General features: G+C 67.1%; 22 protein-coding genes, 1 pseudogene and 1 riboswitch. Of the genes and pseudogenes, 7 read left to right on the top strand and 16 right to left on the bottom strand.

Annotated elements, in window-relative coordinates:
• Positions 1-1,562 precede the first annotated feature (1,562 nt).
• Both ABZ824_RS09405 and ABZ824_RS09400 read left to right on the top strand, forming a co-directional pair.
• Entirely contained in the window at positions 1,563-1,889 is a 327-nt protein-coding gene (locus ABZ824_RS09405; protein ID WP_356962782.1) for a hypothetical protein, read from the top strand.
• A 3-nt stretch (positions 1,890-1,892) separates the two neighbouring features.
• The gene (locus tag ABZ824_RS09400; RefSeq protein WP_356962780.1) at positions 1,893-2,135 is read left to right on the top strand and encodes a hypothetical protein; all 243 of its coding nucleotides are present in this window, start codon (positions 1,893-1,895) and stop codon (positions 2,133-2,135) included.
• Positions 2,136-2,551: 416 nt separating this feature from the next.
• Here the strand turns inward: ABZ824_RS09400 and ABZ824_RS09395 are convergent, their stop codons facing one another.
• Entirely contained in the window at positions 2,552-2,758 is a 207-nt protein-coding gene (locus tag ABZ824_RS09395) for a hypothetical protein (RefSeq protein ID WP_356963516.1), read from the bottom strand.
• Between ABZ824_RS09395 and ABZ824_RS09390 the strand changes: the two are divergent.
• Positions 2,742-2,903, top strand: a pseudogene (locus ABZ824_RS09390) (GTP-binding protein); the annotation flags it as partial. The gene ABZ824_RS09395 and the pseudogene ABZ824_RS09390 sit on opposite strands and share 17 nt — an antisense overlap.
• Positions 2,904-2,948: 45 nt before the next feature.
• On the opposite strand, the gene ABZ824_RS09385 reads toward ABZ824_RS09390, so the two are convergent.
• The gene (locus tag ABZ824_RS09385; RefSeq protein ID WP_356962778.1) at positions 2,949-3,572 is read right to left on the bottom strand and encodes an SDR family oxidoreductase; all 624 of its coding nucleotides are present in this window, start codon (positions 3,570-3,572) and stop codon (positions 2,949-2,951) included.
• Between the two features lie 106 nt (positions 3,573-3,678).
• A complete protein-coding gene (locus ABZ824_RS09380) occupies positions 3,679-4,761 on the bottom strand; it encodes an epoxide hydrolase family protein (RefSeq protein WP_356962776.1) in 1,083 nt (360 codons plus the stop codon).
• 86 nt (positions 4,762-4,847) lie between these two features.
• Between ABZ824_RS09380 and ABZ824_RS09375 the strand changes: the two genes are divergently transcribed.
• On the top strand, positions 4,848-5,492 hold the full coding sequence (locus tag ABZ824_RS09375; RefSeq protein ID WP_356962774.1) for a helix-turn-helix domain-containing protein: 645 nt from the start codon (positions 4,848-4,850) through the stop codon (positions 5,490-5,492).
• Positions 5,493-5,554: 62 nt separating this feature from the next.
• Entirely contained in the window at positions 5,555-5,962 is a 408-nt protein-coding gene (locus ABZ824_RS09370) for a VOC family protein (RefSeq protein ID WP_356962773.1), read from the top strand.
• Between the two features lie 37 nt (positions 5,963-5,999).
• Here the strand turns inward: ABZ824_RS09370 and ABZ824_RS09365 are convergent, their stop codons facing one another.
• Together ABZ824_RS09365 and ABZ824_RS09360 are read right to left on the bottom strand one after the other, a co-directional pair.
• On the bottom strand, positions 6,000-6,794 hold the full coding sequence (locus ABZ824_RS09365; protein WP_356962771.1) for a thioesterase family protein: 795 nt from the start codon (positions 6,792-6,794) through the stop codon (positions 6,000-6,002).
• Between the two features lie 149 nt (positions 6,795-6,943).
• Complete coding sequence (locus tag ABZ824_RS09360) at positions 6,944-8,188, bottom strand: KasA/KasB family beta-ketoacyl-ACP synthase (RefSeq protein WP_356962770.1); 1,245 nt, start codon at positions 8,186-8,188, stop codon at positions 6,944-6,946.
• A 39-nt stretch (positions 8,189-8,227) separates the two neighbouring features.
• On the opposite strand from ABZ824_RS09360, the gene ABZ824_RS09355 reads away from it, so the two are divergent.
• Entirely contained in the window at positions 8,228-8,785 is a 558-nt protein-coding gene (locus tag ABZ824_RS09355) for a TetR/AcrR family transcriptional regulator (protein ID WP_356962769.1), read from the top strand.
• Between the two features lie 179 nt (positions 8,786-8,964).
• On the opposite strand, the gene ABZ824_RS09350 is transcribed toward ABZ824_RS09355, so the two are convergent.
• Entirely contained in the window at positions 8,965-9,426 is a 462-nt protein-coding gene (locus tag ABZ824_RS09350; RefSeq protein WP_356962767.1) for a MarR family winged helix-turn-helix transcriptional regulator, read from the bottom strand.
• A 57-nt stretch (positions 9,427-9,483) separates the two neighbouring features.
• On the opposite strand from ABZ824_RS09350, the gene ABZ824_RS09345 reads away from it, so the two are divergent.
• Positions 9,484-9,885 (top strand): VOC family protein, encoded by a 402-nt coding sequence (locus ABZ824_RS09345; RefSeq protein ID WP_355071642.1) that lies wholly within the window; start codon positions 9,484-9,486, stop codon positions 9,883-9,885.
• A 78-nt stretch (positions 9,886-9,963) separates the two neighbouring features.
• Here the strand turns inward: ABZ824_RS09345 and ABZ824_RS09340 are convergent, their stop codons facing one another.
• The 10 genes from ABZ824_RS09340 to ABZ824_RS09295 form a co-directional block, all read right to left on the bottom strand.
• Entirely contained in the window at positions 9,964-10,296 is a 333-nt protein-coding gene (locus ABZ824_RS09340; protein ID WP_356962765.1) for a hypothetical protein, read from the bottom strand.
• Between the two features lie 64 nt (positions 10,297-10,360).
• A complete protein-coding gene (locus tag ABZ824_RS09335; protein WP_356962764.1) occupies positions 10,361-10,834 on the bottom strand; it encodes a helix-turn-helix domain-containing protein in 474 nt (157 codons plus the stop codon).
• A gap of 284 nt (positions 10,835-11,118) precedes the next feature.
• A complete protein-coding gene (gene thiC / locus ABZ824_RS09330) occupies positions 11,119-12,771 on the bottom strand; it encodes a phosphomethylpyrimidine synthase ThiC (RefSeq protein WP_356962762.1) in 1,653 nt (550 codons plus the stop codon).
• Positions 12,761-12,883, bottom strand: a riboswitch (TPP riboswitch). (Overlaps the previous gene by 11 nt.)
• Positions 12,884-12,972: 89 nt before the next feature.
• Positions 12,973-13,419 (bottom strand): hypothetical protein, encoded by a 447-nt coding sequence (locus tag ABZ824_RS09325; protein WP_355071648.1) that lies wholly within the window; start codon positions 13,417-13,419, stop codon positions 12,973-12,975.
• Positions 13,420-13,580: 161 nt separating this feature from the next.
• Positions 13,581-14,759, bottom strand: a complete 1,179-nt coding sequence (gene fahA / locus ABZ824_RS09320) for a fumarylacetoacetase (RefSeq protein WP_356962761.1) — start codon at positions 14,757-14,759, stop codon at positions 13,581-13,583.
• On the bottom strand, positions 14,756-15,952 hold the full coding sequence (locus ABZ824_RS09315; protein ID WP_356962760.1) for a homogentisate 1,2-dioxygenase domain-containing protein: 1,197 nt from the start codon (positions 15,950-15,952) through the stop codon (positions 14,756-14,758). The genes fahA and ABZ824_RS09315 overlap by 4 nt, the downstream gene beginning before the upstream one ends.
• Positions 15,953-16,017: 65 nt before the next feature.
• Positions 16,018-16,644, bottom strand: coding sequence for a TetR/AcrR family transcriptional regulator (locus tag ABZ824_RS09310; protein WP_355072123.1), 627 nt, complete (start codon positions 16,642-16,644; stop codon positions 16,018-16,020).
• Between the two features lie 71 nt (positions 16,645-16,715).
• Positions 16,716-17,546: an exodeoxyribonuclease III gene (locus ABZ824_RS09305; protein ID WP_356962759.1), complete on the bottom strand. Its 831-nt coding sequence runs from the start codon at positions 17,544-17,546 to the stop codon at positions 16,716-16,718.
• 32 nt (positions 17,547-17,578) lie between these two features.
• A complete protein-coding gene (locus ABZ824_RS09300; RefSeq protein WP_355071654.1) occupies positions 17,579-18,580 on the bottom strand; it encodes a GNAT family N-acetyltransferase in 1,002 nt (333 codons plus the stop codon).
• Entirely contained in the window at positions 18,570-19,160 is a 591-nt protein-coding gene (locus tag ABZ824_RS09295; protein ID WP_355071656.1) for a peptide deformylase, read from the bottom strand. The genes ABZ824_RS09300 and ABZ824_RS09295 overlap by 11 nt, the downstream gene beginning before the upstream one ends.
• Positions 19,161-19,338: the final 178 nt, after the last annotated feature.

Here is a 19,338-nt window from a genome sequence, read left to right as displayed (position 1 = left end):
AGCCGGTAGATCGGCATCGCTGTAGGGAGAGGCCATGCGCGGCACCCCTACGCCCGGCCCGGCCGGATCGATCCTGTGATCGATGCCGCCCGGCGGAAGTACGCCCGAAATTTGCTCGCGGCGAGTAGTGGTTTCGAGATCGGCTCGATTGGAACCGAAACGGTAGGCGCTGCGTCCAACCCTGCAAAATCACAGATGCGAGAACGCATGACACATTGCGCAGACAGGGGATTGCATGACCGACACAGCCAGCGCCGGAACAGATTTCGCGATGGTCCCGACCGAAGTGTCCGACGCGGGCGCCGCTACGTCCAGCAAGCCGCGCAAACGCTTATCGACGGAATCCGCTCGGCCGACACCGAGGTAGCCGGTCTGATGGCGACGTGGCGCGGCCCGGCCGCCGACGCCTACTCCGCGGCATGAAGGGAGACCCGCCAGGGCGCGATACGTATCCTCGAGGCGCTGGACGGCATGGGCGAACTACTGGGTGTCTCGGTCGCGAACGTGGCCGAGGTCGAGACCGCCCGAGTGGGGGCCACCACCGCGGCCACGTCTTCGCTGGATCTGCCGTGACGGCCGCGTTCGGCGTGGATCTGGCGCATCTGGACGCAGTGACGGCGCGTATCGGCGGATTGGTCGGATTCACCGAGGACACCTTCACCGGCGTAGAGCAGCGGGTAGCCGCGCTGCACCGCACCTGGACCGGCGAGGCCGCCTCGGCTCACGCCGAGGCGGCCGACCAACCTCATCGGCAGCCAAGCCAAGCACCTACCACACCCGCCCGCAGCCCGAACCAATCACAACGCCATCGCTGCTGGTCCAGCCATATGTGTTGTTTTTCGCGCGATTACTACCGGGACCCCCTTACGCCGGTCCCTCAAGGGGGTTGTACGGGCCTCAGTGCCCCATTCATACTCTGAAAGTGAATGGGGCACTGGACTGGCTCCTTACCCGACTTTGAAAGATTCCCGTGACAGCGGGCGTTTCGCAATCAGTCTTTCCGAGATACATCGTGCCGGTCAGAGATCCCATTACTTCACCGGAGCCGGTCGTATCGGTAAATGAGTCCTTCCATGTGATATCGGGGGCAAACACCGGTACGGCGTGATCAAACGTATGGCTGCCACTCAGGCCATTGTGCAGATTCTGCCAGCCGAACTTCATCACACCCCCGGTGATTGGCCCCATACTTGAAACGAACTGAAATTTGAACGTGACGCAGACTCGAATCCGACGAGCATATCTGACCGTGGTGTTCACCGCGCTGGCTGTGGCTTGCTTCGTAAGTAACTCAGGTGCCACGCTCGGTCCACGCCCACGAGCGCTCGCCTTTACCGAAACGTGAGTCAGGGCCTATCGTCGATGCTCGACACGGCAGAAACAACACGAAGGAAGTATTTGACATGCCGGAATTCAGCGGACCTATGTACATATCACCCAACCCGCCCTCGCGTCGTTCCGGCCCGCAAAGCCCACAACACGCAGCAGCACAATTGGGGGTACCCATCGCCCTACCGGCGAGGCCCGAGCCCTTCTCAATAAGCATATACGGACGAAATCAGATGCCGCGGTCAGTTACCATCCGCAGCAGCCTGTCATCTGTATTCGTCGAAACCTACCTCATCGACTACAGCGACACGGTGGCGGATTTCGCCGCGCGTGCGTTGAGCAGATTTGCCCCCGACGCCGGATTGGACTACCTCGACCAAATATCAGCAAAAGCAATCGCCGTCGAGGCTGCGCTCACTATCGACAACGTCACCTACCCTGGTATGGAAATCACCCACCGCGACTTCGTGGTCCGATCCGCAGCAATCGACAACACTCGAATGGTCGCGGTGTGTAGCCTGTCAGGCCCCTCGCCAAAACTCACTTGGACCCAATCATGAACATTGAGCAAGGCGGTAATTTTTCCCGCCGGCTTCACCGTCGCGGAGGACTGGGCGGTCACCGGCACCGGCAGCCCCGAACAGTTACGCACCCACCAAAGCGCGGTGTCGACCGCGCTCAACGAGATGCTCGATGTCCAGACCACCGCCCCCACCGCCAGCCCATCGGTCGCGCACACCACCAACACCCCGGCTCCGACCAGCGGTCAACCGATGTTCGCCACCAGCCTTCGCAGCGCACCGTGACCGTGACCTTCTTCGGTTTGCGCTGCCCCGGCGAAAGCCCCTCCGTGATCGGTTTAACCTGCGTGGCGGCGGTCGTGGCGGGCAGCTGGTAGGCCGTGGGCGCGGCAGCCGCTACCGCGGTGTCCGCGAAACCGGCGGTGAACGGCGCAGCCACCGCGAAAGCATCGCCGATGCCAGTCGTGTGCTTGTCATGTCGTCCCCCGTCTGCTCTCGACCCTCGTCCAGCGGAAACCTCTCCACCGGACGGTGATATGTCCTGATTTGGCGACGGCCGTCGAATTCCAGCCCCGACGAGAAAAGCCGGGAGTCGTTGTCCGTCAATAAGGTTGGACGGCACGGCCGGGGCAACGGTTCCACCACTGCTCGAGATTTCTGAGTGATCTGGACCACGGTTGCCTGGGCCCGCGGCTCAGGAGCTACATGGCGATGTCGCAGAACAGGTCCAGTTGCTCACTGCCGGTGAGCGCGAGGCGGTTACGCGGGCGCGCCGCGGCGCCGCCGAGCAGGTCGCGGTCAGGTGCTTGCTGCCCGAGGCGGGCGGCGACGACCGCGGGTGGGAGGCCTTCGCCTCCAGTTGGCGTGGCGGTGCAGGCGGCGCGGACGCGGCAGGAGATCGTGTTCATCGGGGTGAAGCTGGATTGCGCGAAGGTGCGCGCGTTGTTGGACGAAGCCCTGCTCACCGACGCGGAGTTCGCCGCGGGCCCTGGCGCTTGGGCCGAGTATCCCGATCCCTTCCCGGTGTGGGGTGAACTGCACGAGCACGCCTGATGGCTGTGTCGCTCCAGGCCGCCTCGGCGTCGCCGGATGACGTGCTCAGTTCGAGATACCGGGCGCCTGGCGCAGGTAGGTGGTGTCGGTCAGTTGCTCGATCATGAAGTCGGCGATGTCGGCGCGGGAGATCTTCAGGGTGAGTCCGGGCTCGCCCGCCGGGAACCCGCGCCGGTAGCTGCCGGTGGCCGGTCCGTCGGTGAACGCGCTCGGCCGCACGATCGTCCAGTCCAGGTCGCTGGCCAGGACGTACTCCTCCTGCTCGACGTGATCGGCGTAGGCCGGGCGCAGCAGCAAGCCGAACATCACGTACTTCCACAGGAAGTTCAGGTTGCCCCTGCTGTCGCCCACGCCGAGCGTCGTCTGGCAGATCAGCCGTTTCACGCCCGTGCGCCGCATCGCGTCGATGATCGCTTTGGTTCCGCCCGCCCGGACCACGCCCTTGCGGCCGTTGCCGAGCGAGATCAGCACCGCGTCCTGTCCCTCCACCGCGCGTTGCACCGAATCGGTGTCCAGCACATCGCCTTCCACGACGCGCAGCCGCTCGTGCCGCTGCGTGACGCTCGCGGCGCTGCGGGTGAAGGCCGTCACCTCGTGACCCTCCCGCAGCGCCCGCTCGACGACGAGACGCCCGACGGTACCGGTGGCTCCGAAGACCGCGATTCGCATGGTTTCTCTCCTTGTTCGAAAGCTGTTGTGCTGTTGCTGAATCCAGTACATCAGCGGGAATCGAGACGAACCATGGCCGCGACTCTCGATGCCATAAGCGACTGTCTCAGCGCAGCTTCGCGAAGAACTCCGTGATCTCCTCCGTCATGAGCGCGGGCGCCACATGGTGCAGATAATGGGTGAACACATCGTGCGTGCGCCATGAGACGATGTTGTGATCGCGCTCGGCGAAGCGCCGGATGCCGTGGAAATCGCCGGAGGAGCCGCACAGCGCGAGCGGAACCGTGGTCGGCGCGGTGGGGTGCTCGGCCTTGTCCTTCTCGAAGTAGTGCCGAATCGCCGAGCCCGCGGTGCCGGTGAGCCAGTGGATCGCGATATTGGTCAGCACGAAGTCGTCGTCCAGGTCCGGGCCGAGCAGTTGGCCGTTCCAGCCGACCAATCCGGCGGGCGAATCCGTGATCGCGTGCGCCAGCGTCTGCGGCTGCTGGGATTGCAGCACGTTGAAGCCCATCTTGTTCTTCACGAACCAGTCCAGGGTGGCCAGCGACCGCTGCTCGTCCTCGTCGAGATCGGCCAGTTCGGCCGGGTCGCCGGAGGGGAACGAGTACACCTGCGCGACGTGCACGCCGACGACGTTCTCCGGAGCCACCCGCCCGAGTTCCGGCGAGATCTGCGATCCGCCGTCGTTGCCCACCGCGCCGTAGCGGGCGTAGCCGAGCCGCCGCATCAACTCGGCCCAGGCGCGGGCGATGCGAGCGTCGTTCCAGCCCGCCTCGGTGGTGGGGCCGGAGAAGCCGTATCCCGGTACCGAAGGGATCACCAGATCGAATCCGGCCGTGGTGAGCGGCTCGATGACGCCGACGAACTCGACGAAAGTGCCGGGCCAGCCGTGCGTGAGGATCAGCGGGAACGCGTCCTCCTGTGCGGATTTCACGTGCAGGAAATGGATGTTCTGACCGTCGATCTCGGTGGTGAACTGCGGGTAGGCGTTCAGCGCGTTCTCGACCGCGCGCCAGTCGAACCCGTCGCGCCAGTAATCGACCAGGTGACGGACGCGCTCGACGCTCACTCCGTAGGTGTCGCCCGAGCCGGGGATCTGCTGAGCCCACCGGGTACGTGCGAGCCGGTCGCGCAGATCGTCCAGATCGGCCTGGTCGATGTCGATGCGGAAGGGGGTGATCGCGGTCATGTCCTGCTCCTAGTGAAACGGAATGCTCTGTTCTGTTTCAACCATAACAGAACGGATCATTCCGTTTCAAGTGCTACGCTGAATTCATGCCGAGAACATCCGACGCCCCAGCTCAGAAGGGTCTGCCCGGCCGCAAGGCGCAGGCGGCCCGCAACGACGGCTTGATCCTGGAGGCCGCCCGCGTGGTCTTCCTCGCCGACGCGACGGCCCCGATCTCCGCCGTCGCCGAACGCGCGGGCGTCGGGATCAGCGCGCTCTACCGCCGCTATCCGAGCAAGGAAGTGCTGCTGCGCACGCTCTGCCATGACGGTCTGCGCCGATACAACAAGGAGGCCGAAGCGGCGCTGGAGGATTCGGACGGATGGCGCGGACTCGTCGGCTTCTTGGAGCGCGTGGTGGACGCGGACGTGCATTCCCTCGCCGTGCACCTCGCGGGCACGTTCACTCCCGACGAATCGATCCTCCCCGACGTCCTGCGCTCCGGCGAGGCGACCGAGGAACTCGTGCGCCGCGCCCACGCCACCGGCCAGCTGCGTGACGACGTCACCCCGCAGGACCTCGGCCTGATCCTGGAATCTTGCGCGGCGGTCGCGGTGCCCGACCCCGAGCGCACGGTCCAGTTGCGCCGCCGCGTGCTCGCGATGCTCGTCGCCGGACTGAGCTCCGACGGCGAACTCCCCGGCCCACCGCCCGCGCCGGACGAGTTCTCCTGGCGGTGGGCACGGCGATGAATTTCCCGGGGTGAACCGGTCCGCACTGGTACGAATACCGCAGTCCGCCGAAAGGAAGTGCCGTGAACTGGACACTCGAGGTCGTGATCGTGCCCGTGTCGGACATCGACCGAGCCAAGCGGTTCTACGCGGAGCAACTGGGCTTCGCCGTCGACCACGACACGAAGATCGCCGAGGAGGTGCGCATAGTGCAGCTCACGCCGCCCGGCTCGGGCTGCTCGATCGTGATCGGCAAGGGTGCGGTGCCGGACATGCGGCCCGGATCCCAACAAGGCCTCCAACTGGTAGTCAACGACCTGCGCAAAGCCCATGAGGAACTGACTTCCCGCGGCGTCGAGCTCACCGAAATCCAAGTCCTCGGCGAAAACCCGACCCCCATGCCCGACCCCTTGGACAACGTCGGATTCTTCTTCTTCACCGACCCGGACGGCAACGGCTGGGGCGTCCAACAGATCTCGACCCGTCCGTGAACGCGTCGGTGACGAACGCCGAGTGGGTCTGCCTCGGTTATCGGTTGCCGAGGAAGAGGGTTTGCGTGCTGCGGCCCAAGGGACCCTTTTCGTCGTAGAGCGCTGATTCCGCCATGCCTATGCCATGGGGTTGGGGGTAGGTGACGGCGTCGAGGCAGACCCATTCGCCCGCCGGCTGGCGGTACAGGGTGACCGTCAGGTCGGTGTTGATGAAAAGGTACTTCGACCAGTCCAGGACCGCGCTCACGCCGTTGCCGGAATCCGCGGCCGCGAGGGTGCGTTCCAGCGGGCTCGGATCGGTGCCCGCGACGATCGGGTGCTTGATCCTGATCCAACAGATCGCCGGGCCTGGTTCGGAGAAGGATCCGCTGACGAACCGGTAATCGATGGCCGTGTGGAACCCGATCGGCTGGGTGGACGGGAACGGCTCGGGCGCGTCCGCGTGCTCCGGGCCGGGGCGCGAGCCCGTCGGCAAGAAGCGTTCCGGCAGCGGCAATTCCGGTTCGGCCAGCTTGAATCGCCAGGCATTCGCCCGCATCACCGGCCCGCGCTCGGTCGACAGTGTCGCCTCGATGAGTTCGACGCTGCGACCGGGACGCGCGACGCGCGCCTGCGCGGTGAGCGGTTCCAGCGGCACCGGGCCGAGGATCTCGACGGCGACCCGGCCGACCTGGAACCCGGGCCGTGGCTCGCACCGCTCGATCACGTGCCCGAGCAGCGCCGACGGTGGACCGGCGTGCTGGGCGTCCGGCGACCAGGGGCCACGGGTGAACTCGGTCGAGATGAATCGGTCCGGCCGATCGGGATCGGGTAGGTAGAAGGCGTCAGTCATGACCGTGCCCCGCCCGCGCTCGACTCAGTGCGCGCCCGCGCGCGGTGTCCTCGGTTGCTTCGCTGACGCTCGCTCACGTCGCTGTCCATCCTTCGGGCCGATCGGTCGCTTGCACAACGACGGTAACCCGCCCCGGAACGGGCTCGGGATCAGACCCGGCCGAACGCGAGCGCGACGTTGTGCCCGCCGAAACCGAACGAGTTGTTCAGTGCGAAATCGATGTGTTGAGTCCGTGGCGCGCCCGCGACGACGTCGAGATCGATCTCCGGATCGAGGTTGTCGAGGTTCAACGTCGGCGGGACGACCTGATCCCGCAGGGTGAGCATGGTGACCAGCGATTCCAACGCGCCGACCGCCCCGATCGAGTGCCCCAGCGCGGATTTCGGAGCGTAGACCGAGGCGTCGGGCACGACCGAGGTGATCGCGTTGGCCTCCGAGGCGTCGCCGATGGAGGTCGACGTGGCGTGGGCGTTCACATGCTGGATATCCGAAGCCCGCAGTCCCGCGGTTTCGATGGCCTTGCGCATCGCGCGGGCAGCGCCGAGCCCTTCCGGCTCGGAGGCGACGATGTGATAGGCGTCGGAGGTGATGCCCGCGCCGAGCACCCGCCCGTGCACGGTCGCGCCGCGCGCGCGTGCGTGCCGCTCCGATTCGAGCACCAGCAGCGCGCCCGCCTCGCCGAAGACGAACCCGTCGCGGTCCCGGTCGAACGGACGGGACGCGCGTTCCGGTTCGTCGTTGCGGGTGCTCATGGCGCGCATCATGGCGAAGCTCGCGATGGGCACGGCGTCGATGTGTCCTTCGACCCCGCCCGCCACCACTACGTCCGCCTCGCCGGTGGTGATCAGCCGCCAAGCGTGCGCGATCGCCTCCGAACCCGACGAACACGCCGAGACCGGAGCGAAAACTCCTGCTCTGGCGCCAATTTCGAGCCCGACGGTGGCGGCGGGACCATTCGGCATCACCATCGGCACCGACATCGGCGACACCTTGCGGTAGCCGCCCGCGCGCATCGCGTCGACCGCGGAGATCAGCGCGTCACCACCGCCGAGCCCGGTGCCGATCGCCACCGCCAAGCGGTCGCCGTCCACCTCGGGCGCGCCCGCCGCGCGCCAGACCCGGCGGCCGAGCACCAGCGCCATCTGTTCGACGTAGGAATGCCTGCGCTGTTCGACCCGGGACAGTTCCCCGCTGGGCTGTGACTTCAACTTGCCGCCGATGCGGACCGGCAGGTCGTACTCGGCCACGAAATCGTCATCCAACGCGCCGATTCCGCTGTGCCCCGCCAGCAAACCGGACCAGGTCGTATCCATGTCGTCGGCCAGCGACGTGGTCGCCGCGTATCCGGTGACCACGACCGAATCCCGAGTTTCTGAAGCGATTGTTACAGTCACGATGTCATGAATACCTGTACCGATCGCTACAGTCAACCCATGGCCCGCCCCCTCGACCACGCCAAACGCGCCGAACTGCTCGCCGCCGTCGTGCGCTACATCGCCGATCACGGTCTCGCGGACCTGTCGCTGCGCCCGCTGGCCGCCGAACTCGGCACCAGCTCCCGCATGCTGATCTACTACTTCACGACCAAGGAGGAATTGCTGGTCCAAGCGCTGGCGACGCAGCGCCCCGACATCGCGGCGATGTTCGCCGACATCGGTGACGCTGCGGAACTGCGCGACCGGCTGTGGGATTTCTGGACCGCGAGCGCCTCGGGCGACGGCCGCACCAGCGTCAGGGTGATGCTTCAGGTGCTCGGCGCGGCCTGTGCGCCGCGCAGTCCGTATGCCGATTACGCCAACTCGGCCATCGCGATCTTCGTCTCGGCGCTGGCCGACGGGCTGCGCGTCATCGATTCCATTGATGACCCGGAAATTGTCGCCACACTGCTGATTTCGGGTCTGCGCGGAATTCTGCAAGACCGGCTGATCACCGGCGAGGTCGAGCGCACCGATCGCGCGGCCCGCCGCCTGATCGAACAGACGGTGCTCTGAACAGTTTCATCGGCGCATCGGCGGTGGGCAGAGTTCGAGCCGTCGTGCGGTCGGTGACGGTGGAATCTGGTAGCGACGCTGCTGCTCGGCACGGCCGTGGCCCGCGTGCGACTCGCTCTGCGACGAGGGCGGGGTGATCAGATCGCTCGCCTCGCCCGGATCGTCTCGCGCGGAGGCGATCACTCGGTGCGTGACCCCGGGTACGCATGCGCGAAGAGGCGTTCGAGCATCGCATGCAGCTGCTCTCGTTCCGTAGGGTCGAGCGGGCCGAGGATCTCGTCGCCGACCCGACCGGCTTCGCGATCGAGGGAACGCAACGCGGTACGGCCGGTCCGGGTGAGGCGCACGGTGATGCGGCGACGGTCGCGCTCGTCCCGCGCACGTTCCACCTGACCGGCGGCTTCGAGTTCGTCGACGATCTTGGCCACGTCGCTGGGGTGGATGGCCAGGCGCTCGGCCAAGTCCCGCTGCGCGTGCGGGCCGAAATCGGCGAGCGCCGCGAGGATCGCCATGTGCCACAGGCGCAGGCCGCGAGCGGCAAGGCGGTCGGCGAACCCGGTGCGCGCGGCCTTGCCGACCCGCGACAGGAGGTAGATGTCGAGGCCGAGCAGGCTCGGTGGGAGTGCGCGTCCGGTATCCATGGCCCTATTGTAGGAGCGAACCTACAATAGGTCCGCACCAACTAATCGGAGATCACCGTGGACGCACTACATCCGAGACTCCTGGTCACCCGCTTCGCCGAATGCTTCGGGTTCTACGCGGCGGTGCTACCCGAGCTGATCGGGGCGACCCTCGTCAAGGGAACCGCCGCCGGTCCATACGCGAACTGGGACGTGGCGGACCAAGGCGTACTAGTGCTCTTCGATCGCGCCGCGATGGCGGAGGTCATCGGCACGTCTACGCTGCCTGCCGCACCGTCGCAGGACACGGTGATGTTCGTCTGCCGAGTGCCCGACGTCGACGCGGGAGCGAAGCTGTGCGCCGACCACGGCGCGACCGTTGTCGCGGGCCCAACCGACCGCCCGCAGTGGGGCCCCGGTCTGCGCACCGCCCACCTGCGCGACCCGGAGGGAACGCTGATCGAACTCCAGTCCTATTGACCGCCAGGTAGTTCGACGATTCCATGCCGCCGCACCCGCACGCCAGCCGGTGCCTACCGGAGTATCAGGCGTTGTACTTCACAAGTCCGGTTCGCGCAGAAGAGCGTTGATATCAAGTGTCAGCAGATGCTTTCGGACGCGCTCTGCGAAAGCGGGCGCTCCAGCCGCCTTCAGTCGTTCGGGGAGTGCGGCGCTGCTGGTATCGCTATTGCGAACGTGGTAGACGAGCTGCTTCGCGGTGACGGCTCGAACCATATGGGGGGCCGAGTCATCGACAAGCTCGAAGAATTCATCGGCTGTGTAGATCTCGTAGGGAAGCTCATCCATCTGAGTGAAGTGCTTATCGTTGTCGGTGAGCAGGATGTCGATGGCGGCGTAAACCGCCGCGCAGTGGACGTGCGCATCGCCCACGTCGGGGTAAATGGTACAAGCGGACGGGGCACCACTTACCGGATCAAACAGGCATCGTGAGCAGTCAGTCGACTACGCCGAGTTCGTCTTCGAGAGCGCGCAGGTCATCGAAAGCCTGACGCTGCGCAGCCCGCTGGGATTCCCTGTGCGCGAGAACATCCCTGCTGAAAAGTCGCGTGTGCGAGCCGACCTTGTGCGCGGGCAACGTGCCTTCGTTTACGAGCTTCATCAGTGTCGGACGTGAGATGCTCAGCATCTTTGCGGCGACGGTGGTGGTCACCTCGTTCGGGACACTGCCGACAGTCACGGTGCAACCACGGCTGATGAAGTCGAGAATCTGAGAGATCAGCGCCGTCAGCTGGGCGGGCATCTCCACGGAGTCCCCACTTCGGAGACCGACAGTGATGGTCTCCTCTGCATCATCCGACGCGACGCCGCGAGCCTGCTCGACGCGGGCCTGGAACGCCCGAGCCTGCTCGATTTCGCTTGCGGTGATCGACACGACCGCTTTCTCGTCGTGAATCAGTGACGGACTCATCGACTCGAACTCCTCTCTGCTCTCGCAGGTACTACTTACCGTAGGCCCTTGCACTTATAAGTGCAAGGGCGACGTCGGGTCCGCAGCCACCGGCAGCGGCTGGGAGTCCGAAGACGAGTCGACTCGAAACGCGCTACTCGGCTCAATCCTCACCGATCTGAGAGCGCTAGCCCTGCGAGCGCCTCTACCTCGAACCCCTGAGCAGATGAGATGCGGTTCGAAGATTCGGCCGGATTCGCCCTCCGTCGCCCGCCGCATCGTCGCGATGCGGCGGGCGGCGGTGACTACGAGACCACGGGCAAATAGACGGCGTTGCCGTGGCTGGCGAACTCGGCGGACTTCTCCGCCATGCCCGCCTGCAGTGCCTCCGCGTCGTTCAAGCCCTGGCGCTCGGCGTATTCGCGCACGTCCGCGGAGATCCGCATCGAGCAGAACTTGGGGCCGCACATGGAGCAGAAGTGTGCGGTCTTGGCGGGTTCGGCGGGCAGGGTCTCGTCGTGGTATTCGCGCGCGGTGTCCGGGTCGAGGGACAGCGCGAACTGGTCGCGCCAGCGGAATTCGAAGCGGGCCTGGGACAGTGCGTCGTCGCGCTGCTGTGCGTGCGGATGGCCCTTGGCCAGGTCGGCGGCGTGTGCGGCGATCTTGTAGGTGATCACGCCGACCTTCACGTCGTCGCGGTTGGGCAGGCCGAGGTGTTCCTTCGGCGTGACGTAGCAGAGCATGGCGGTGCCCGCCTGCGCGATGATGGCGGCGCCGATCGCGGAGGTGATGTGGTCGTAGGCGGGGGCGATGTCGGTGGCGAGCGGGCCGAGGGTGTAGAACGGGGCCTCCTCGCACAGCTCCTCCTCGAGCCGCACGTTCTCCACGATCTTGTGCATGGGCACGTGTCCCGGACCCTCGATCATCACCTGCACGCCATGGGATTTCGCGATCTTGGTCAGTTCGCCAAGGGTGCGCAGTTCCGCGAACTGCGCCTCGTCGTTGGCGTCGGCGATGGAGCCGGGCCGCAGGCCGTCACCGAGGGAGAACGTGACGTCGTAGCGGGCCAGGATCTCGCAGAGCTCCGCGAAGTGCGTGTAGAGGAACGATTCCTGGTGATGCGCGAGGCACCAGGCCGCCATGATGGATCCGCCGCGCGAGACGATTCCGGTCACCCGCTTGGCGGTCAGCGGAATGTAGCGCAGCAGCACGCCCGCGTGGACGGTCATGTAGTCGACGCCCTGTTCGCACTGCTCGATCACGGTGTCCCGGTAGATTTCCCAGGTCAGCGCGGTCGGGTCGCCGTTCACCTTCTCCAGCGCCTGGTAGATCGGCACGGTGCCGACCGGGACGGGGGAGTTGCGCAGAATCCACTCGCGGGTCTCGTGGATGTTCTTGCCGGTGGACAGGTCCATGATGGTGTCCGCGCCCCAGCGGGTGGCCCACACCATCTTCTCCACCTCCTCCGCGATCGAGGAGGACACGGCCGAGTTGCCGATGTTCGCATTGATCTTGACCAGGAACTTCTTGCCGATGATGGTCGGCTCGAGCTCCGGATGCTTGTGGTTGGCGGGGATCACCGCGCGGCCTGCGGCGACCTCCTCGCGCACCGATTCCGGCGAGACGCCTTCCCGTGCGGCGATGAAACGCATCTCCGGCGTGACGATGCCCTCGCGGGCCCAGGCGAGCTGAGTGCGCGGGCCCTTCCCCTCGGGTCTGGTCCACGTGTCGCGCAGTTTCGGTAGACCGCCTTCGAGATCGATCGTCGCCGACTCGTCGGTGTACGGGCCCGACGTGTCGTAGACGTCGAAGTGCTCGCCATTGGTCAGATTGATCCGGCGCACCGGAATGCGCAGGTCATCGGACTCGAGATAGTGCTTGACGCTGCCCTCGATGGGGCCGGTGGTGACGCTGTCGACGGGTGCGGATCCGCCGTCGGACGCAGCGGCGCGTGCCATTTTTCCTCCCTACGCCGGCATTACCCGGTCAGGTTCATACGGTCGACGGCCCTGACGCCTCTCGGCTAGCCGTCCTCTCAGCCCGCTGGTGCGAGCCCCCGTTGGTTTGTGAAATTTTCCCGCCCGACCATACCCGGACCCGCCGAGCGCCTGCCCGGCGATTCGGCGGATCGAGTGAAGACGCAGGCAGCGGCGTTGGGATCAGGCGTCTTCCGCTGGCTGCGGGGTGGCCGAATGTCCCGGCGCGCCGTGGGTGCGGCGAGCTTCTTTCATCTCGGCCTCGTAGATGTGGCGGCGGCCGTCGAGCAGTTCGTCGCGGGCGGCGCGCTCGATGTCGCGGAACAGGTCGTAGTAACCGTCGTCGTATTCCTCGATGATCTGGAATGTCCAGCGTCCGGCCAACACGTTGCGCCCGATCAACTCGGCGGAGATCCGATCGGCGATGTGCGCGTGACCCGCCGCACGGAACAGCTCCACCGCTATGTCGAGCGCCAGATCGGCCCCGCCGGTCAGTTGGTGGAAGGAGTACAGGTGGCCGCGGGCGCGTTCGACGATCTCCAGGGCCTCCGAGAGTTTGCCGGTGGCGGCGACGGTGCCGTCGTCGACGCCATCGGGGCGGCGGTGCTGAGCGGCCGGGCGATCGGTCATGACCTCGCTCCTTGTCCGGAGGATGGGTGCGGCCGTGAACTCCGCGGTCCGGCCGGGCAGCGGAGATCGAGGCGCTCGGGTAGCGGCGTACCCGGAGAACGCCGTTCTCAAGCGCGGCTGTCGTCGAACCCAGGTATCCGGTGGGACGAGACCGAACGTGTTCAGCGCGGGTGTGCTGGCAGGATCCGGCCGGTGACCTCGCCCAATCCGATCCTGGCCGAACCCGGGCCCGGGGCCGATGCCGTGATCGTCACCGCGTCGCCGTCCTCGAGGAAGGTGCGTTGCTGATCGTTGACCGATACCGGCCTGCTGCCGCCCCAGGACAACTCGATGAACGATCCGCGCTGGCCGGGTTCGGGACCGGAGATGGTGCCAGAGGCGTACAGGTCCCCGGTGCGCGTCGACGCGCCGTTCGCGGTGAGATGAGCCAGCATCTGCGCCGGTGACCAGTACATCCGGGAGTAGGGCGGGTAAGTGACCGGTTGTCCGTTCCACGTCACGGTGAGTTCGATGTCCAGGCCCCAGTGCTCGGTGCCGAGCAGGTAGGGCAGGGGCGCGGGTGACTGCTCGGGCAGCGGTATCCGCGCCGACTCCAAGGCAGCCAGCGGCGTGATCCACGGCGATATCGAGGTCGCGAACGACTTGCCGAGGAACGGGCCAAGCGGCTGGTACTCCCAGGCCTGGATGTCGCGGGCGGACCAATCGTTGACCAGCGCGACGCCGAAGACCCGGTCGGCGAACTCATCGATCTCGACCGGTACGCCGAGCCGCGAGCCGACGCCGATCACGAATCCGAGCTCGGCTTCGATGTCCAGCCGCCGCGACGGGCCGAAATCCGGTGCGCCGGAGTCTGTTCCGCGCTGCCCACAGGGGCGTGCCACATCGGTGCCGGACACCACCACGGTGCCCGCCCGCCCGTGATAACCGACCGGCAGATGGCGCCAATTCGGCAGCAGCGGGTCGCCGTCCGGCCGGAACAGGCGGCCGAGGTTCGTCGCGTGGTCGATGCTGGCGTAGAAGTCCACGTAATCGCCGACACGCACGGGCAGCCGCAACACCACGTCGGACAGCCGATGCACCGCGGCGTGGTCCAGTTCGCCGTCGACCGCCTCACGAATCCGGTCGCGCACCGTCCGCCAGCGCACGGGGCCCTGCGCAAGGAAGGCGTTCAGGCTCGGTTCGGCGAAAACCGAATCATCGAGCAGCACAGCCAAATCGATGACATGTTCGCCGAGCCGCACCCCCACGCGGGGGCCTTCTCCGGTCGGCGCGAACACCCCGTAGGGCAGGTTGTCCGGACCGAACAGCGACTCCGGCGCTACCTCCACCTCGGTCCTCACGCGGGGCCTCGCCCCGACCAGCTCCACGCATAGGTCGGGTCCTCGCAGGCCAGCGCGCCTTCGCCGAGCTCCAGCGGGCGAAAGGTGTCCACCATGACGGCCAGCTCGTCGAAGTACTCGATGCCGATGCTGTTCTCGTACGCGCCGGGCTGTGGACCGTGTGCGTAACCGCCGGGGTGCACCGACACCGAGCCTTGCGTGATTCCCGAGCCTTTGCGCGCTTCGTAATTGCCGCCGCAATAGAACATGACCTCGTCGGAATCGACGTTGGAGTGGTAGTACGGCACCGGGATCGACAGCGGGTGGTAGTCCACTTTGCGCGGAACGAAATTGCAGACGACGAAGTTGCCGCCTTCGAACGCCTGATGGACCGGCGGCGGCTGATGGATACGGCCGGTGATCGGTTCGAAGTCGGCGATATTGAAGGTGAACGGATACAGGCAGCCGTCCCAGCCGACCACGTCGAACGGGTGCGCGGCGTAGACCATCCGCGTGCCGACGACCTGGCCGCCGGGGCGGTGCTTGACCAGCACTTCTACTTCGGTGCCGGTCGCACCGATGGTCTCGGTGGGTCCGTGCAGGTCGCGCTCGCAATACGGGGCGTGTTCGAGCAGCTGGCCGAACTTCGACAGATAGCGCTTGGGCGGCGTGATGTGACCTGTCGCTTCGATCGCGTACGCCCGCAAAGGTTCCGGGCCGGTGGGCCGCCAGCGGTGTGTGGTGGCACGCGGGATGAGCACCTGATCGCCCTGCCGTGCGGGCAGCGCGCCGAACACGGTCTCCACCACCGCCGCGCCCGACTCGACATAGACCAGCTCGTCGCCGATCGCGTTGCGGTACAGCGGCGAACCGCCTTTCGCGACCACATAGGAGATGCGCACGTCCGCGTTGCCCAGCAGCAAGCGGCGCCCGGTCACCGGATCGGTCTCCGCCGGGGTGTCGCCGGGGAACAGCGTGTGCAGGCGCAGATGGCGATGACGCAGCGGATGGTTCGGCGTGGTCCGCTGATCGGGCAGCTCCCAGACCGTCGAATCGACCAGTGCCGGCGGCAGGCCACGGTGATAGAGCAGGGAGGAGTCGCCGGAGAAGCCCTCCTCGCCCATCAGCTCCTCGTAGTAGAGCCGCCCCTGCTCGTCACGATGCTGGGTGTGCCGCTTCGGCGGTACCGCACCCACTTGCCGATAGAACGCCATGACCGTTCCTCCGCCAGCCGGTGGTCGGGTAGTTGATCACCATCGTAGTGCGGCCGAATCCCCGATCAGGCGTTTCGCATGGCTCGGTAGACCGCGGCCCCGACGAACGCGCCGAGATCCGCCGGTGTCCAGCCGTCCTGGTCCGCGAGCAGCGCGCGTACGGCGGCCTCGCCCGCAGAGACCCACTGCTCCACCAGCACCGGCAACTTGTGCTCGGCGTCCGCCGTGCCCCAGGCGCGCAGCGTCGGGCGCAGGAGTTTGGTACAGCGCTCGATGACGAGCGCGCGCCCGCGCCCGAAGGAATTCGCGACGGCGGGGTCGGGATTGCCGTAGACCAGCCGCCAGGCGTCCGGCCGGCTCGCGGCCTTCGTCAGCAGGGCGCGGAATCCCTGGACGAACACGGTTTCGTCGGCGTCGACGTCCCGTGGCTTCATCACCTCGAGCACGCCGCTGACCAGGTAGCCCTCCTCGCGCTGGATCAGCGCCTCGATCAGCTCGACGCGATCGGCGAAGCAGGCGTAGACCACCGGCCTGGTCACCTTCATCCGCTCCGCGATGGCGGCCATGGTTACCGCGGCGATGCCGTTCTCCACGGCGATGGCGAGCGCGGTGTCGAGCACCTGCGGACGGCGGCGCTCCGGGCCGAGATGCTGTGCGCGCTGCCGTTGCCGCACGGCCGGGTCGGCGCCCATACCGCCCAGCCTGCCGCCGGTGGCCCGGTTACCGCTGCTGCGGCGGGGGAAAGGCGGCTGCGCCGGGCGGGTCACGAGCGCCCGGGTTCGTCGGCGAACTCGGCGATCACCGGGGCGTGGTCGCTGGCGCCCTTGCCCTTTCGCGCCTCACGATCGACCGTCGCGTCCGATACGGTGGCGGCGAGCGCGGGAGAGGCGAGGATGAAATCGATGCGCATCCCCTCTTTTCGCGGGAAGCGCAGCTGGGTGTAGTCCCAGTAGGTGTAGACGCCCGGTCCTGGCGCGAACGGACGCATGACATCCGCGAATCCGGCGTCCACGACGGCCTGGAAGGCATCGCGCTCCGGCTGCGACGTGTGCGTCTTCTCGGCGAAGTACTCCACGGACCACACATCGTCGTCGGTCGGCGCGATGTTCCAGTCGCCCACCAGCGCGATCTTGGCCTGCGGGTCGTCGGCCAGCCAGCGCGCGCCGTTGTCACGCAGGGCGGCAAGCCATTCCAGTTTGTAGGCGTAGTGCGGGTCGCCCAGCATACGGCCGTTGGGCACGTACAGGCTCCACACCCGCACGCCGCCACAGGTCGCCCCGATCGCGCGGGACTCGACGACCGGCGTGCTGATCAGCGACTCACCCGCGTCCTTGTCGAAGCCGGGCTGGCCGGGAAAGGCGAGCTCGACGTCGGAGAGACCGACGCGGGAGACGATCGCCACCCCATTCCACTGGTTGATCCCCAGGTGGGCGACTTCGTAGCCCAGTTCGTCGAAGCGCTCGAACGGGAACTGGTCGTCGCGGCACTTGGTCTCCTGGATGGCCAGCACGTCGATGTCCTGGCGGTCGAGCCAGTCCGCGACGCGGTCGAGCCGGGAGCGAATGGAGTTGACATTCCAGGTGGCGAGACGCACTGCGGCCTTCCTTCGGGGGTGACAGGTCTGTTCTACCGCAGGCCGCCGGGCCCGGCGAGCGGTTCCGGCGCGGCGTAGCGATAGGTGTGGTGTTCGATGAAGCCCAGTTCGCGGTACATCGCGCGGGCCGGCTCGTTGGTGGCTTCCACCTGGAGATAGGCGTGCGTCGCGCCGCGGTCGCGGCCCCAGCGGATCAGTTCGGCGCAGACCAGCGAGCCGAGCCCGTGCCTGCGGTGCGCGGCGGCGACGGCCACGCAGGTGAGGCCGATCCAGCGGCGTCCGTCCGGGGCGGTGGTGAGTGCGCCGCGGCCGATCGCGATGGGACGCGGCAGGCCGAGCGAGGCGAAGCCGAGTTCACCGTTCAGGACCGCGGTCAGTACCTCGGGATCGGGCGCGGGAATCGTCCGCGCGCCGGGTTCCTCGCCGTCGTAGCGGTGCGTCTCCAGCCAGTCGGCGTCGGGAGCGGGCGCGATCCGCACCATCGAAGGGCCTTGGGGCAGCACGAAATTGTCGATATCGAGAGCCAGCATGGCCGTCTCTCGCCAGCTGTGCCAGCCGGGCGGCACCGGGGCCAGCCGATCGGGCAGCGCGAGCTGCACAGGCAGGCCCTGCGCGGTGTACCACTCGCCGATCCGGTGCAGCGTATCCGCCGACACGGTGGCGGGTCCCTCGGAGCTGCCCAGCGGCACAGCGGAATTCGCGCGCCCGGTGTATCCGTTGCCCGCGCGCGCCAGCCAGCCGTCGATCCACGCGTGTTCGACGCCCGGCCAGCCATAGGCGGCCGCGGCCTCCAGCGCGCGGATCTCTCTGATGCGAATCGGCCTCGGCCCGACGGCTTTCAGCGCGACGACGCGCTCCGGCGCCACCGAGACGAGCTCGCCGCCCGCGCCGCGCACGGTCGGCGGGTCCAGGGAGACGAGTTCGCCGATCACGTCGGTCAGCGGTTGTGGATAACCCGCGGGCAGCTGATAGCGCAGCACCACGCGGCGGCCGAGCGGGATATCGGGCAGGCCGGCGGCGGGGTCAGTCGTCATGCCCGAACGGGTCGGGGTCGGTGCCGGGCAGCCAGCTCAGACCCGGTGTGCCCCAGCCGTTGCGTTTGATCGCCTTCTTGGCGGCCCGCGCGTTCCGTCCGATCAGCACGTCCACGTAGAGGAACCCGTCCAGATGCCCGACCTCGTGCTGGAGCATGCGGGCGAAGAAGCCCTTGCCCTCCACCTCCACCGGCTCGCCGTTCTCGTCGGTGCCGGTCACCTTCGCCCATTCGGCGCGACCGGTGGGGAACTGCTCCCCGGGCACCGACAGACAGCCTTCCTCGTCGTCGTCCGGGTCGGGCATGGTCTCCGGGATCTCCGAGGTCTCCAGCACCGGATTGACCACCACCCCGCGTCGGCGGGTCGCGGTGCCGTCCGCGCCGAGGTCGGGGCAGTCGTAGACGAACAGGCGAAGCGGAACGCCGACCTGGTTGGCGGCGAGCCCGACGCCGTGCGCGGCGTCGAGCGTTTCGTACATGTCCGCGATGAGCGGAGCCAATTCCTCCGGCGATCGAGTGACCCGCTCGGTGGGGTTGTGCAGAACCGGGTCGCCGACGATCACGATCGGGAGGATTGCCATGGGCCAATTATTGCCGTGGGCGCCACGTCACAGCTTCCCGGGTGCCGAAGTGGAGACCGCGACTACCGGCCGGTAGGGAACACGCCGCGCTGCGGGCCCGGCGATTCCTCGCCAGCGTGGTTGAATGTTCCGCGACGTACAAGCACCATTTTCGTCTGGTGGTCACTCGGCGAGGAGC

Source organism: Nocardia sp. NPDC047038, from assembly GCF_040644075.1.
In the GTDB taxonomy this organism is placed as follows: Bacteria; Actinomycetota; Actinomycetes; order Mycobacteriales; family Mycobacteriaceae; genus Nocardia; species Nocardia sichangensis.
This window is presented reverse-complemented; position numbering and strand designations above follow the sequence as displayed.

Bases quoted from the DNA above. Each gene is read 5' to 3' on its own strand.
- ABZ824_RS09405 (WP_356962782.1), top strand. From the start codon at position 1,563: ATGCCGCGGTCAGTTACCATCCGCAGCAGCCTGTCATCTGTATTCGTC.
- ABZ824_RS09395 (WP_356963516.1), bottom strand. From the start codon at position 2,758: ATGAACACGATCTCCTGCCGCGTCCGCGCCGCCTGCACCGCCACGCCA.
- ABZ824_RS09385 (WP_356962778.1), bottom strand. From the start codon at position 3,572: ATGCGAATCGCGGTCTTCGGAGCCACCGGTACCGTCGGGCGTCTCGTC.
- ABZ824_RS09380 (WP_356962776.1), bottom strand. From the start codon at position 4,761: ATGACCGCGATCACCCCCTTCCGCATCGACATCGACCAGGCCGATCTG.
- ABZ824_RS09375 (WP_356962774.1), top strand. From the start codon at position 4,848: ATGCCGAGAACATCCGACGCCCCAGCTCAGAAGGGTCTGCCCGGCCGC.
- ABZ824_RS09365 (WP_356962771.1), bottom strand. From the start codon at position 6,794: ATGACTGACGCCTTCTACCTACCCGATCCCGATCGGCCGGACCGATTC.
- ABZ824_RS09355 (WP_356962769.1), top strand. From the start codon at position 8,228: ATGGCCCGCCCCCTCGACCACGCCAAACGCGCCGAACTGCTCGCCGCC.
- ABZ824_RS09350 (WP_356962767.1), bottom strand. From the start codon at position 9,426: ATGGATACCGGACGCGCACTCCCACCGAGCCTGCTCGGCCTCGACATC.
- ABZ824_RS09335 (WP_356962764.1), bottom strand. From the start codon at position 10,834: ATGAGTCCGTCACTGATTCACGACGAGAAAGCGGTCGTGTCGATCACC.
- thiC (WP_356962762.1), bottom strand. From the start codon at position 12,771: ATGGCACGCGCCGCTGCGTCCGACGGCGGATCCGCACCCGTCGACAGC.
- ABZ824_RS09325 (WP_355071648.1), bottom strand. From the start codon at position 13,419: ATGACCGATCGCCCGGCCGCTCAGCACCGCCGCCCCGATGGCGTCGAC.
- ABZ824_RS09315 (WP_356962760.1), bottom strand. From the start codon at position 15,952: ATGGCGTTCTATCGGCAAGTGGGTGCGGTACCGCCGAAGCGGCACACC.
- ABZ824_RS09310 (WP_355072123.1), bottom strand. From the start codon at position 16,644: ATGGGCGCCGACCCGGCCGTGCGGCAACGGCAGCGCGCACAGCATCTC.
- ABZ824_RS09300 (WP_355071654.1), bottom strand. From the start codon at position 18,580: ATGACGACTGACCCCGCCGCCGGCCTGCCCGATATCCCGCTCGGCCGC.
- ABZ824_RS09295 (WP_355071656.1), bottom strand. From the start codon at position 19,160: ATGGCAATCCTCCCGATCGTGATCGTCGGCGACCCGGTTCTGCACAAC.